Here is a 12,716-nt window from a genome sequence, read left to right as displayed (position 1 = left end):
CGTCGAGTGCGCGCTCAGGGCGAGAATTTCGCCGATTTTCCGCCCTCGGTGCACACTCAACACCGAGGGTGCACACTCAACACCGTCGGTGCACACTCAACACCGAGGGTGCACAACGAAAGCGACTGTGCCGCAAGGATTCAGGAAGGCCGGGCCATGGCGGAGCCGACGGCCGCCCAATCCGTCGACACCTTGCGGTGCTTGATCAGCCAGGTGCCGCCATCGGGCACCAAAACATCGCGATAGCGGCCGAAATGGTCGAGCCCGATGTGGGTGACGACGGTGAAGTAGCACGACACCCGCGCGTCGTCGGGAGTCAACGAAGTGAACACGATGTTGGCGACGTTGTGCCGAACGACCGGCTTGACGTCCGCCTCGACGGCGAGCCTGCCGGTGACACCACCGAGGAACGTGACGATCTCGGATCGGCCACGCAGTGGCTTCCCCCCACGAATTTCGAGAACGCCGTCGACGCAGAAGGTCTCGGCAAGCCCGTCGAGCCGACCGGCGTCACCCGACCAGTTGTATCGGGCGAGGGTGTCACGGATTTGCTCACGGGCCACCAACTCCCACATCTCCATCTCCGTGACTCCTCACCCGACCGCAGGTACTCCCACAGCACCTTAGTCAGGCGGCCGCGTGCGCCTACTGGACGATGCGAGGCTGGAAGCGCTGCAGCGGCTTGGGCATGACGCCGTTCAAGTCGAAAACGGCTATCACGGCTCGCAATAGGGCGGGGGACCAGTCGTCGAGTGGGTGTGCGTCTATCCGGGCGAGCACTTCACGTCGGAGGTACTCGATGTTCATCGGGGGCTGCTGATCGGTCATGGCCGCGCCTCCGGCTCCTAGCTCCTGGGCAGGTCGTTCGGTCTTACATGACGCTATGGCTGATGCCTCGTCGATGCATAGCTAACTTGTCAAATTCAAATGTCTCTCCAGGAATAGCGCCGCGGGTTACATCCTGCGACGTCGTGAGGGGAATGACGGGAATGAATCGTCTCGCGAAGCCGTATCACAACGCATGGAACTCAACGACGCCGCACGAAAGCTCATCGGCAAGGGTGTCGACGCCACCCTGATCACCATCAATCCCGATGGCAGCCCCCAGGTCAGCCTGGTCTGGGTCGCCTTGCAGTCCACGCCGGACGGCGACGAACTGGTCAGCGCCCACCTGGCCGACTACAAGAAGCTGCGCAATATCCGCAAGGATCCGCGGGTGGCCGTCACGATCGTGGCGATAGACGACCAGGGTATTCGGCCCCGGCCATACCTATCGATCACCGGGACAGCGCGGATTGTCGAGGGCGGCGCCCCGGAGTTGCTCCGGGAACTCGACGCGCACCTGGGAAGTCCGGATGTGAAGTTCCCGCCGGACGACGCCCCGCCGGGATACCTCAACCGCATCCGTATCGAGAAGGTCGGCGGCATGGGTCCCTGGGTGGCCTGAGCTGAACTTTTGCCACTTCCGCTACTCGGAGTATCGCAATACAGTGGGTGAATGAAGCCCGGAGCTGACGGCAAACATATTCGGACCTGTCCGCTGTGTGAAGCCATGTGCGGCTTGGAGATTCACGTTAAATCAGGCGCGGTCACGAGCATTCGCGGCAACCGTGACGACGTGTGGAGCCGTGGGCATCTCTGCCCGAAGGGCGTGTCGCTGGGCGCGGTGCATCACGACCCGGACCGCGTCCGCAACCCGATGATCAAGGTCGACGGGGCCTGGCAGGAGGTCAGCTGGGATGCGGCGTTTCGGCGCTGCACCGAGCTGCTGACGCCGGTGATCGAGAAGTACGGGATCGGTGCGGTCACCGCCTACACCGGCAACCCGCTGGCGCACTCGTTCTCGCTGGCCCGCTACGCCGGCGTGCTGATGGGGATGTCCGGGATGCCGGTCACGTATTCGCCGGGGACGGTCGATCAATGGCCGAAGAACCTGTCGTCACACCTGATGTACGGCCTCTGGTGGAACTTTCCCGTGCCCGACATCGAGCGCACCGACCTGCTGGTCATCATGGGCGCCAACCCCGCCGCGTCGCAGGGTTCACTGCTGGCCGCGCCCGATGTGATGGGCCTGATCGACGGAATCCGCAAACGCGGCAAGGTGATCGTGATCGACCCGGTGCGCACGCAGACCGCCGCGCAGGCTGACGAGTGGCTGCCGATCGTGCCCGGCACCGACGCGGCGCTGCTGCTGGCGGTCGCGCACACGCTGTTTGCCGAGGACCTGGTGAATCCCGGCCCGCACGTCGATGGCGTCGACACGATGCGTGATGTGGCCATGGACTGGCCGCCCGAGCGGGTCAGCGATGTCACCGGCATCGACGTCGACACCATCCGGCGATTGGCGCGCGAACTCGCCGGCGCCGAGAAGTCCGTGGTGTATGGCCGAATTGGCTTGTGCAACCAGGAGTTTGGCAGTCTGGCCAGCTGGATGGTCGATGTGATCAACATCTTGACCGGCCATTTCGACACCCCCGGCGGCGCGATGTTCCCCAAGCCGGCGGCCTGGTCGATCACTACGCAGCCGCTGCCCGGCCTGGAGGGCGGCCTGCCGGAATTTGGCCGCTGGCACACGCGGGTGCGCGGCGCCAAGGAGGTGCTGGGGCAAGCCCCGGTGTCCTGCATGACCGAGGAAATCGCCACACCGGGCGACGGGCAACTCAAGGCGCTGATCACGGTCGCGGGCAACCCGGTGTTGTCCACGCCCGGCGGCGACAAGCTCGACGAAGTGCTGCCGATGCTGGAGGCGATGATCTCCATCGACCTCTGGCTCAACGAGACGACCCGCCACGCCGATGTGATCCTGCCGGGGCTGTCACCGCTCGAGCAGCCCCACCACGACGACCTGATTCTGCTGTTCGCGATCCACAGCATCGCCAACTACTCGGCGCCGGTGTTCGATCCCGGTGATCGGCCGCACGAATGGGAGATCCTGATCCGGCTGACCGGCCTGTGCACCGGCACCCCGGCCGAGGACGTCGACGTCGCGGCGATCGACGACGGCTTCTTCGATTACCTGGCCTTCACCCGTGGCGTCGACGGCGCCGAGATCCGCAAGCTGTACGACGCAGCCGGTTTGAAAGGCGGGCCCGAGCGGATGCTGGACCTTACGCTGCGAACCGGCCCGTTCGGGGATCAATACGGCAAGAACCCCGGCGGGCTGACGTTGGACCTGCTCAAGGCCCATCCGAACGGCATCGATTTCGGGCCGATGGTGCCGCAGCTCCCCGACATCCTGGGCACCCCGGACAAGAAGATCCGGCTGGCTCCGCAGTACCTGCTCGACGACCTGCCCCGGCTGGAAGCGCGGATGGAGCGGCCGGCCGAGCCGTTGGTGCTGGTCAGCCGTCGGCACCTGCGCTCGAACAACACCTGGCTGCACAACGTGCCCGCACTGATGAAGGGCAAGGACAGGTGCACGCTGCTGATCCACCCGGACGACGCGGCGCGCTGCGGCGTGTCCGACAACGACATCGTCACGGTGAAATCGGCGGCCGGCGAGATCAAAGTGCCCGTCGAGATCACCGATGCGATCAAACCCGGTGTCGTGTCGATGCCGCACGGCTGGGGGCATGGCAAGCCGGGCACGCGCATGTCGGTCGCCAACAGCTCACCGGGCGCCAACACCAACGCGCTCTCCCTGCCGACGTTTGTCGACGAGCCATCCGGTAACGGCGCCCTCAACGGGATACCGGTGACCGTCCTCGAGGATCAAGCCCGCTTCGAGGCCACACCGACCGGCTGATGATCTCGAAAATATCACCGCGGCAACCGTTCTGGCGATAGGTATGGCGATCGCGGCGGCGATTGACAGCTCGTCGCCACAGCGTGCGCTGGGTGGGCTGGATCACGCTGGCGCGGTTTGCTGAACCGTCGAATGCGGATCCTCGTTGCTATAGGCAGAACGCCATGGGAAGGGGGAGAAGCCATGTATTACTACCTGCTGTTCATCGCGCTGATCGGCGTTGAGCGCCTGATCGGCCTGGTCGTCGCGCATCGAAACGCTCAATGGGCACTCGCCCACGGAGGCAAGGAGTTCGGCCACGATCACTTCCCGGCGATGGTCAGCCTGCACGCCTTACTGCTGGCGTCATGCGTGGTGGAAGTGTGGGCGCTGGGACGCCCGTTCGTGCCCTGGCTGGGATGGCCGATGCTCACCGTCGTGGCGCTCAGCTGTGTTGTCCGCTGGCGCTGCGCCGCGGCGCTGGGTAGGCACTGGAATCCGCGGCTGATTGTGATCCCGGGCGCGCCGCTGGTTCGGCGTGGTCCGTATCGATGGGTGCGTCACCCCGACTACATCGCCGTCGTCGCGGAGGTCGCGGCGCTGCCGCTGATCCATTCGGCCTGGTTGACGGCGATCGTGTTCAGCATCGCCAACGCGGTGCTGCTCAACGTGCGAATCCGACTGGAAAACGCGGCATTGACCTACGTCTGAGCGATCAGGGCGCGATGGGCCGGTTCGTCCACTCCCGGTCGGTCCGCCGCGACGAACGGAACCATCCGCCGGCCGCGCCGGTGCCGCCGTCGGTGGGGATGGTGTGGCCCGTGACGAAGGCCGACAGGTCCGAGGCCAGGAACAGGATCACGTTGGCCTGGTCGTCGGGCAGCCCCATCCGTCCAACCGGAACCCACTGCGGCCACTGGGCCTGCTCTTCGGCGGACAGCCACTGCGAGTAGGGCACCTGTAGTGATTCGGTGACATCGGGGCCAATCGCGTTGACGCGCACACCGTCACGGCCCACCTGAACCGCGAGGCTGCGGGTGAAATGAATGACGGCCGCCTTGAACGCGGCGTAAACCGGGTCCTCGGGGTAGCCGCGCAGCCCCTCGACCGAGGAGACGTTGACGATCGAGCCGCGGCGTTGACCCAGCATCGCCGGCAGGAACGCATGGGTGACCAGGAAGACGTGGTGCAGGTTGATCCGGTAGAGCTCGTCCCACAGTTGCGGGTCGGTGTCGACGAAATTGCCGGGGTGGCGCAGCCAATGCCCGACATTGTTGACCAACGCATCGATTCGGCCGAACCGATCGAGCACCGATCGTGCCAGAGCGGCAACCTGATCGGCGTCGCGTACGTCGGCGACGATCGGCACGGCCACCCCGCCCGACGCCGAGATCTCATCGGCGGTCCGCCTCGCGAGCTCGGCGTCGATATCGGCGATCACGACCTGGGCACCGTGCCGGGCGAACAGCCGCGCCGTGGCCGCACCGATGCCGCCACCGCCGCCGGTCACCACCGCCACCCGGTCGACCAGCATCGCACCGGTGTCAGTTGCCTGCTCCATGCTCACATCTTCGGGCACTCGGTGAGGGCGTTCGGCATCGAGGGCAGAACCGGCGCACAAGTTAACGCGGGAGTACCCACGTTTCCGCTCGCCAAACGGCGCGAAACGGCGGTTTCAAAATGGTTTTACCTGCGATTATTGCCGCAACAAGATGGGTATTCTGCAGCCCTTATGAGCGGATTGAAAATTGGCTAGCAAACCGGGCCAGCGTCGGATTCACCATCGTCGCAGCCCGCAATCGATTGCCGTGTCGTTGGCCAGTCGATTGATCGTGAAGAACGTCGTGCGCGCCTGGGCGCTGCAGCCGAATCTGCACTGGCCATTAGGGCACATCGACGTATTGGTTGGTTTGCTGCCGCGCGCCAAATCCGCCGCCCAGGTTGAGCCGGTACGCCTTGACCACTGCCGCGCCGAATGGGTCTGCGCACCCGGGGTATCGCCGACGCGCGCGATTCTGTATCTGCACGGCGGGGCCTTCCTCACCTGCGGCGTCAACACTCACCGAGCTCTGGTCAGTCGCTTGTCGCGGACGGCCGATGCCGGCGTGCTGATCGTCGGATACCGGAAACTGCCCTCGCACCAAATCGTCGACGCGATCGACGACGGCCTATGCGGACTGCGCTGGCTACAGCAGCGCGGCTACGACCCCGGCCGCGTGGTTGTTGCCGGCGACTCGGCGGGCGGATATCTCGCGTTCATGACGACACTGGCCGCGATCCGCACGCGGCTGGCTACGCCGGCCGGTGTGGCCACCGTGTCTCCGTTCACCGATGCGGACCCGACCCGAAAGCTCAAGCACCGCAACGCACGTAAATGCTCGATGTTCACCGCCGGGGCGTTGTCGATATTTACGCGGTACCTCGGCGAGGTCCAGCTGCCGGACGGCCCGGGGAGTTCGACGGGTCATGTTGTATCACCGGTCGACGCCGACTTATCGGCACTCCCGCCCGTTACCATCCACGCGGGTGCCGACGAGCTGCTGCTCCCGGACGCCGAACTGATGGCGGAACGCTTGGCAGCCAACGGGATCCGCTGCGACTTGCACGTCTGGGAGGGCCAAATTCACGATTTTCCGTTGGCGGCCGATGTGCTGCCCGAGGGCCGTCGGGCCATCCGGTACCTCGGGGATTTCGTCAAGGAAGTCACCGCCGAGTCTGGGCGTCGCGGGAGCGGACAGGTCAGCGCCGCGGCGGGATAGCATGACGCTATCGAAAGATACTGCGCTGCAGTGTTATTGGGGCTCGTCGAAGTCCGAGTCGTCGAGGACCGCCTGCTGCTGCTCCCGCCAATCGGAATCCGTTGTCTCCAAGGGCACATCGGCGTCGTCAGGCCAGGCCGAGGGGTCGTCGTCCGACGAAGACTCGCCGGTCGTGCGTTGTTGCTCAATGGCGTCGGCAATGGGCACGTCGTCGGGGAACTCGCCGTTCTCGTGCATGCGCGTCGGGTTACCCGAGCCGCCGCCACCGAAACCCGCTGCATTCTCGCCGCGCCAGGGCTTCCAAGCGGACCCGGCGGCAACGCGTATCGGCGACCGGTCCCCGCGTTGGCCCGGACGCCGATACAGTGGGGCTCGTGAGCCGAGCAGCCCCACCTGTGCTGACCGTGCGGTACGAGGGATCCGAAAGGACCTTTGCACCCGGCAACGATGTGGTCATCGGGCGTGATTTGCGGGCGGACGTCCGCGTTGCGCATCCGTTGATTTCCCGGATACACCTGGTGCTGCGCTTTGATCAGGGCAGATGGGTTGCCATCGACAACGGCAGCCTCAACGGTTTGTACGTCAACAATCGCAGGGTCCCGGCCGTCGACATCCAGGACGGTCAGCGGGTCAACATCGGCAACCCGGATGGGCCGACGGTGACCTTCGAGGTCGGACGCCATCAGGGCCTGGCCGGAACGCCACCACTGACGACGTCGATCCCCATCGTCAACCCGCTTACCGGGCCGGCGGATCCGCGGCTGGCCCAAGGACGTCCCCCGACCGGTTCGATGTCGCAGGGACTGCCGCCGCAGCCACCGGCGAGCCCGTCACGGCCAATGCCGACACATCCGACCCCGCCACCGCAGGCCGGTCCGCCATCGGGGCCCCTTCCGACATACCCGACCGGCGCGCAGCCGAGTTACCCGTCCGGGTCGGTGCAACAGCACCACCCGACCGGCACCCAACCGGCCAGCGGATCGATGTCGTCGCCGCACATTTACCGGCCACAGCCGGGCCAGGTTCCGCCGGCCGCGCCGGTGGATCCTCCGACCGCCCTGACGGGCCGCGTCGGTGGCGGCGACGGCTCGAACCTGGCGACGTCGATGATGAAGATCCTGCGGCCGGGCAAGGCGGGCGGGGACGCGCCGGGCGCGATCAAGATCGGCCGTGCCAATGACAACGACATCGTCATTCCCGAGGTCCTGGCCTCGCGACACCACGCGACGTTGATCCCGACGCCGACGGGCACCGAGATCCATGACAACCGCAGCATCAACGGCACGTTCGTCAATGGTCAGCGCGTCGACTCGGCGCTGCTGAAGGACGGCGACGTCGTCACGATCGGCAACATCGACCTGGTGTTCGCCGGCGGCGCGCTGGCCCGCCGGGACGCCGACACCGCGGCGCAGACCCGCCTCGGCGGTCTGGATGTGCGCGGGGTGACCTGGACGATCGAGAACAACAAGACACTGCTCGACGACATCTCCTTAGGCGCCAGTCCCGGAACGCTCACCGCGGTGATCGGTCCGTCCGGAGCGGGCAAGTCGACCTTCGCGCGGCTGGTGGCCGGCTACACCCACCCAACCAACGGCACGGTCGCGTTCGAGGGCCACAACGTGCACGCCGAATACGCCTCACTGCGCAGCAGGATCGGCATGGTGCCGCAGGACGACGTGGTCCACGGTCAGCTGACGGTGGAGCAGGCGCTGGGTTACGCGGCCGAGCTCCGGCTGCCGCCCGACACCACCAAGGCCGACCGTGAGCAAGTGGTGGCCCGGGTGCTCGAGGAACTGGAGATGACCCAGCACCTGCACACCCGGGTCGACAAGCTGTCCGGCGGTCAGCGCAAGCGCGCTTCGGTGGCGCTGGAATTGCTGACCGGGCCTTCGCTGCTGATCCTCGACGAGCCGACGTCCGGCCTGGACCCGGCGCTGGACCGGCAGGTCATGACGATGCTGCGGCAGTTGGCCGACGCCGGTCGTGTGGTGCTCGTGGTCACCCACTCGCTGACCTACCTGGACGTCTGCGACCAGGTACTGCTGCTGGCTCCCGGCGGCAAGACCGCGTTCTGCGGCCCGCCCGCGCAAATCGGCCCGGCCATGGGGACCACGAACTGGGCCGACATCTTCAGTTCGGTTGCCGGCGATCCCGACGCGGCCAAGGCGAAATACCTGGCGCGGACCGGGCCGCCGCCACCACCGCCGCCGGCGGAGAAGCCGGCAGAGATCGGCGATCCGTCGCATACGAGTCTGCTCCGGCAGTTCTCCACGATCGCGCGCCGCCAGATCCGGCTGATCGTCTCCGACCGGGGTTATTTCCTCTTTCTGGCGCTGCTGCCGTTCATCATGGGTTCGCTGTCGATGTCGGTGCCGGGCAACGTCGGCTTCGGCATCCCGAACCCGGTGGGCAACGCGCCTACCGAGCCGGGACAGATCCTGGTGCTGCTGAATGTCGGTTCGGTGTTCATGGGGACCGCGTTGACGATCCGAGATCTCATCGGTGAGCGCGCCATCTTCCTACGAGAACAGGCAGTCGGCCTCTCCACCAGCGCTTACTTGTTGGCCAAGGTCTGCGTTTACACGGTATTCGCGGTCGTGCAGTCGGCCATCGTCACCGTTATCACGCTGCTGGGCAAGGGCGGGCCGACGCAGGGTGCCGCGGCGCTGGGGATTGCACCACTGGAGCTTTTCGTCGATGTCGCGACGACCACCGTCGCCTCGGCGATGCTCGGTCTGCTGTTGTCGTCGCTGGCGAAGTCCAACGATCAGATCATGCCTCTGCTGGTGGTTGCGGTCATGTCGCAGCTGGTGTTCTCCGGCGGCATGATCCCGGTTACCGGCCGCATCGGGCTCGACCAGATGTCGTGGGCAACCCCGGCACGATGGGGTTTCGCGGCATCGGCATCCACCATCGACCTGACCAAGTTAGAACCCGGACCTCAGGTCCCTAAGGACGCGCTCTGGCATCACAATGCCGGCACGTGGTGGTTCAACTTCGGCATGCTTATCGCCATCAGCGTTTTCTATCTGGGCTTCGTGCGCTGGAAGATTCGCCTCAAAGGTGGGCGCTGACCACTCGACCCGGCGATGCCAGTGACTGGCTAGGCCCCCTTGCGGACTGTCTGCCGGGACGCGGCGTGCATCCGATCTGACAGCTGAAGGAGATCGTGCTCGCCGATCCCTTGGGGCAGGGTGTACGCCAGGCGACGCAATTCAACGGCATAGTCGTGCAACTCCTGGCGGAGGCGCGTCTCAATAGTCGGCATGACTTCTCCCGATCTTCGATCCGTCAATTTCAAGATCATCCCAGGCCGGCCCTATTTCTGCGATGCGGCCGTCGGGTTTTAACGGGAGTTTGACAGCCTATTTACAGAACGACCATCTCGGTGAACGGGCGGTCACGGGTGCGCGGCAACGAATGTCTCGTTTGGGACGCCCGCGGCTAGCCCCGCGACATCGAACGGTGCGTCTAGGCGGGCGTGCAGTCTTTCCCGATCGATGAGGAGGCTGATCTCGGCGGTCTGGCGAGCCACCAGACGCCCGAAAGTCGGGTAAAGCCAACGCATTACGGCCCGCTCCGCGTTGCTGCAACGTGCCGCGCAATAGCCGACGTGGCCCAGCTCGTCGGTCAGGATCTCGGTGTAGAGGCGTTCGATCCGCGCGGCGACGTCTGGCTCGTCGGCGAACAATTCGACGCCGACGCGGCGCAGTTCGTCGAACATGATGCAGCCCGCCATTTCTGCGGCGCCCACGAACGGGAACCCGAACCGCTCGGGCAGAAACACTTCCATCTTGACGAATTGGCGCATCACGAACGGCGGTACCACCACCTGGAACGGCAGACCGAAAATGTCGAGCACGTAGGCCAATAGCCGGGTGTGGTAGTGCTCCTCGAGCGCGAGATAGATCCGCTCGGGTGGCTCGTCCGGGCCTCCGATGCGCCCGTAGGTGTCGCCCAGGTCCACGCCGAACCGCTCGGCCTGGTTCAGCTTCGCGGTGGCCAACAGGAACAGCATCTCGCGGGACAATCCCGGTTCGGGCCGGCGGCGGCGCAGGTTGCGCAGAAACACCTGTCGATCGATCGGGCGGGCCGAACGCACCGGGTCGACTTCCAATGACGTGAAGAAGTCTTCGCGATTTCCCAGCCGACGATGCAGCAGGTCGGCGTCGCCGTCCCGATGCGCGAGGTAGTCCCGGTAACCGTCGATACCTGTGCCGGTCATGTTGGCTCCATTCCTTTGACGATGGTTTTGACGTAGCGGTCTAACAGCGCGGCACGCGTTTTCGACGCTCCGCCGGTGACTAATAGGGCGAACAGGCCGGTCAGAAAGATCACCCCGAGCTCGTTGGCGTTGGCATCCGACGACACCTGCCGCGCGGATTGGGCTTGCTCGATTGCGGTGATGACGAATTCGGCCAGCGGATGCTCGGCGGTCTCATCCTCGATGGGGCGGGTCGCGGAGAAGTGCAATCCCAGCATGTCCCTGAAGACCACTGGGCCGAGCCGTTCTTCGGCGGCGAGCACCTGACGAACGAGCATCCGCAGCATGGACAGCAGGTCGCCGGCCCCGCTCGTCTTGGTGACGAGTTTGGCCACGATTTTGGCTTCTTCGGCCCGCTCCAGCTCGACGAGGATGTGCTCTTTGGTCGGAAAGTGGAAATAGAAGGTGCCCCGCGCGACCCCGGTGGCCGCGGCGATCGTCGCGACGTCGGCACCCGCCAATCCGGATCGCGCGATCTCGGCGACCGCAGCATCGAAAAGACGCGCGCGCGTTTGGAGTCGCTGCGCCTCACGACCGTTCACGACCGGAGAAGTCCCGGAGGCGGGTGTCGTGGACGGCATGGCAGGAAACGTATCGGGTTTCACTGGCGCGTGTCAATGACGGGCGTCAGCGAGCATTGGTGACCCGGTGTGGGGGCGGGCCAAGCCCGGCCGCGGCCGGAGGTAACCGCTGCGCGAAATGGTGGGCGAAATCTCGCAGTGGCGTTACGCTGACGCGGCCAGACGAAGGGGTCGAAAGGGTGAGGTGGGCCGGAATGGATTTCGAACTCGACGCCGGGCAATGCGCGTGGCTGACCGAGGTTCGCGAATTCCTTTCCGAAAACGTCACCCCGGAGTTACGGGCGGAACTGGCCGAGCACGATCTCGAATTTCCCAATGGTGAGGTGGCACGTTTTCGCCGCAAGATCGGTGAGAAGGGTTGGTTCGGACTGAACTGGCCGCGGGAATACGGCGGCCTCGCGGGACAGGGGGGCCTCGGCGCGGTGCACCAACACCTGCTGATGAGCGAATTCGAATACGCCGGCGTGCCCGGGCCCGACCTCACGGTCACCTCGGTAGCGCCGATGATCATGCGGCACGGCACCGAGCAGAACAAGACCGAATGGCTTCCGCTGATCGCCACGGGCGAAATGATCTGCGCCGTCGGCTATTCCGAGGCCGAGGCCGGCACGGACCTGGCTAGCCTGCGGACTCGCGCGACGCGTGATGGCGAACATTGGGTGATCAACGGCAGCAAGATCTGGAACAGCGGGGCGCAGCGCGCCACCCACGAGTGGCTCTGTGTGCGCACCGATCCGAACGGGGTACGCCATCGCGGGATTTCGGTCATCATCGTGCCGATCGACAGCCCGGGGGTTTCGATCCGGCCGCTGTACGCATGGTCGGGCTACCGCACCAACGAGGTCCATTTTGACGACGTGCGGGTCCCCGTCTCGAATCTGATCGGAGAGGTCAACCGCGGCTGGACTTACATCACCGGCGCGCTCGATCTCGAACGCGGAGCGCTGACCAATGCCGGGGATCTGCGTCGGGCGGTCGACGAATTACGCGACCTTGCCCGCAGCCCGCGACGCGACGGTTCGGTGCCCGCCGACGATGCGGGCTTGTGGCGCCGGCTGGCGCAAGCCGAGGCCGACGTCGAAGTGGCGACGCTGATGGGTTATGAGGCCTCCTCGATCCTGGACAGCGGCGTGATTCCCACCGTGGAGGTCAGCGTCGAGAAGATCTTCACCAGTGAACTGCGGCAGCGCATCGCCGATCTGGCGCTCGATCTACTCGGCCCCGACGGACTGCTCGCCCATCGCAACGAAAGCGCGCCTCTGGCAGGCAAATTCGAACGGTTGTATCGGGCCGCTCCATTGATGCGCTTCGGTGGTGGCACCAACGAGGTGCTCCGTGATGTGATCGCACAGCGTGGCCATGGGATGCCCTCCTATGGGCGGTGACGC

The 12,716-nt window shown here is 65.5% G+C and carries 12 protein-coding genes; 6 read left to right on the top strand and 6 right to left on the bottom strand.

All coding sequences use genetic code 11. From position 1 onward, the window contains the following. Positions 1–140 precede the first annotated feature (140 nt). Positions 141–581 (bottom strand): nuclear transport factor 2 family protein, encoded by a 441-nt coding sequence (locus SKC41_RS19235; RefSeq protein WP_330979273.1) that lies wholly within the window; start codon positions 579–581, stop codon positions 141–143. Between the two features lie 64 nt (positions 582–645). Further along, a complete protein-coding gene (locus tag SKC41_RS19230) occupies positions 646–828 on the bottom strand; it encodes a hypothetical protein (protein ID WP_330979272.1) in 183 nt (60 codons plus the stop codon). Positions 829–1,021: 193 nt separating this feature from the next. Here SKC41_RS19230 and SKC41_RS19225 point away from each other — a divergent pair, with 193 nt between their 5' ends. The 3 genes from SKC41_RS19225 to SKC41_RS19215 all read left to right on the top strand — a co-directional run bounded on the left by SKC41_RS19225 (position 1,022) and on the right by SKC41_RS19215 (position 4,435). Beyond that, positions 1,022–1,447 (top strand): PPOX class F420-dependent oxidoreductase, encoded by a 426-nt coding sequence (locus tag SKC41_RS19225; protein ID WP_330979271.1) that lies wholly within the window; start codon positions 1,022–1,024, stop codon positions 1,445–1,447. A 51-nt stretch (positions 1,448–1,498) separates the two neighbouring features. Continuing rightward, positions 1,499–3,745 carry a molybdopterin-dependent oxidoreductase gene (locus tag SKC41_RS19220; protein ID WP_330979270.1) on the top strand — a complete coding sequence of 749 codons (2,247 nt, stop codon included), beginning with the start codon at positions 1,499–1,501 and terminating at the stop codon, positions 3,743–3,745. 183 nt (positions 3,746–3,928) lie between these two features. Then, entirely contained in the window at positions 3,929–4,435 is a 507-nt protein-coding gene (locus SKC41_RS19215; protein WP_330979269.1) for an isoprenylcysteine carboxyl methyltransferase family protein, read from the top strand. Between the two features lie 4 nt (positions 4,436–4,439). On the opposite strand, the gene SKC41_RS19210 is transcribed toward SKC41_RS19215, so the two are convergent. Further along, the gene (locus SKC41_RS19210; protein WP_330979268.1) at positions 4,440–5,285 is read right to left on the bottom strand and encodes an SDR family NAD(P)-dependent oxidoreductase; all 846 of its coding nucleotides are present in this window, start codon (positions 5,283–5,285) and stop codon (positions 4,440–4,442) included. A gap of 187 nt (positions 5,286–5,472) precedes the next feature. Between SKC41_RS19210 and SKC41_RS19205 the strand changes: the two genes are divergently transcribed. Then, positions 5,473–6,483 carry an alpha/beta hydrolase gene (locus SKC41_RS19205; RefSeq protein WP_330979267.1) on the top strand — a complete coding sequence of 337 codons (1,011 nt, stop codon included), beginning with the start codon at positions 5,473–5,475 and terminating at the stop codon, positions 6,481–6,483. A gap of 33 nt (positions 6,484–6,516) precedes the next feature. Here the strand turns inward: SKC41_RS19205 and SKC41_RS19200 are convergent, their stop codons facing one another. Then, complete coding sequence (locus SKC41_RS19200) at positions 6,517–6,720, bottom strand: hypothetical protein (RefSeq protein ID WP_330979266.1); 204 nt, start codon at positions 6,718–6,720, stop codon at positions 6,517–6,519. 128 nt (positions 6,721–6,848) lie between these two features. Here SKC41_RS19200 and SKC41_RS19195 point away from each other — a divergent pair, with 128 nt between their 5' ends. Further along, on the top strand, positions 6,849–9,557 hold the full coding sequence (locus tag SKC41_RS19195; RefSeq protein WP_330979265.1) for an FHA domain-containing protein: 2,709 nt from the start codon (positions 6,849–6,851) through the stop codon (positions 9,555–9,557). A 326-nt stretch (positions 9,558–9,883) separates the two neighbouring features. Here the strand turns inward: SKC41_RS19195 and SKC41_RS19190 are convergent, their stop codons facing one another. Beyond that, positions 9,884–10,708: a hypothetical protein gene (locus SKC41_RS19190; protein WP_330979264.1), complete on the bottom strand. Its 825-nt coding sequence runs from the start codon at positions 10,706–10,708 to the stop codon at positions 9,884–9,886. Next, positions 10,705–11,328: a TetR/AcrR family transcriptional regulator gene (locus tag SKC41_RS19185; protein ID WP_330979263.1), complete on the bottom strand. Its 624-nt coding sequence runs from the start codon at positions 11,326–11,328 to the stop codon at positions 10,705–10,707. Before SKC41_RS19185 ends, SKC41_RS19190 begins: the two co-directional genes overlap by 4 nt. Before the next feature lie 194 nt (positions 11,329–11,522). On the opposite strand from SKC41_RS19185, the gene SKC41_RS19180 reads away from it, so the two are divergent. After that, entirely contained in the window at positions 11,523–12,713 is a 1,191-nt protein-coding gene (locus tag SKC41_RS19180; protein ID WP_330979262.1) for an acyl-CoA dehydrogenase family protein, read from the top strand. The last annotated feature ends 3 nt before the right edge of the window (positions 12,714–12,716 follow it).

This window comes from Mycobacterium sp. 050128 (assembly GCF_036409155.1).
Lineage (GTDB): Bacteria > Actinomycetota > Actinomycetes > Mycobacteriales > Mycobacteriaceae > Mycobacterium.
Note: the sequence above shows the minus strand (reverse complement) of the source record. Positions and strands in the feature narration are given on the sequence as shown.

What these genes read in the sequence shown, in the direction of transcription:
- SKC41_RS19235 (WP_330979273.1), bottom strand. Translation starts at nt 581, where the DNA reads ATGGAGATGTGGGAGTTGGTGGCCCGTGAGCAAATCCGTGACACCCTC.
- SKC41_RS19230 (WP_330979272.1), bottom strand. Translation starts at nt 828, where the DNA reads ATGACCGATCAGCAGCCCCCGATGAACATCGAGTACCTCCGACGTGAA.
- SKC41_RS19225 (WP_330979271.1), top strand. Translation starts at nt 1,022, where the DNA reads ATGGAACTCAACGACGCCGCACGAAAGCTCATCGGCAAGGGTGTCGAC.
- SKC41_RS19220 (WP_330979270.1), top strand. Translation starts at nt 1,499, where the DNA reads ATGAAGCCCGGAGCTGACGGCAAACATATTCGGACCTGTCCGCTGTGT.
- SKC41_RS19215 (WP_330979269.1), top strand. Translation starts at nt 3,929, where the DNA reads ATGTATTACTACCTGCTGTTCATCGCGCTGATCGGCGTTGAGCGCCTG.
- SKC41_RS19210 (WP_330979268.1), bottom strand. Translation starts at nt 5,285, where the DNA reads ATGGAGCAGGCAACTGACACCGGTGCGATGCTGGTCGACCGGGTGGCG.
- SKC41_RS19200 (WP_330979266.1), bottom strand. Translation starts at nt 6,720, where the DNA reads ATGCACGAGAACGGCGAGTTCCCCGACGACGTGCCCATTGCCGACGCC.
- SKC41_RS19190 (WP_330979264.1), bottom strand. Translation starts at nt 10,708, where the DNA reads ATGACCGGCACAGGTATCGACGGTTACCGGGACTACCTCGCGCATCGG.
- SKC41_RS19185 (WP_330979263.1), bottom strand. Translation starts at nt 11,328, where the DNA reads ATGCCGTCCACGACACCCGCCTCCGGGACTTCTCCGGTCGTGAACGGT.
- SKC41_RS19180 (WP_330979262.1), top strand. Translation starts at nt 11,523, where the DNA reads ATGGATTTCGAACTCGACGCCGGGCAATGCGCGTGGCTGACCGAGGTT.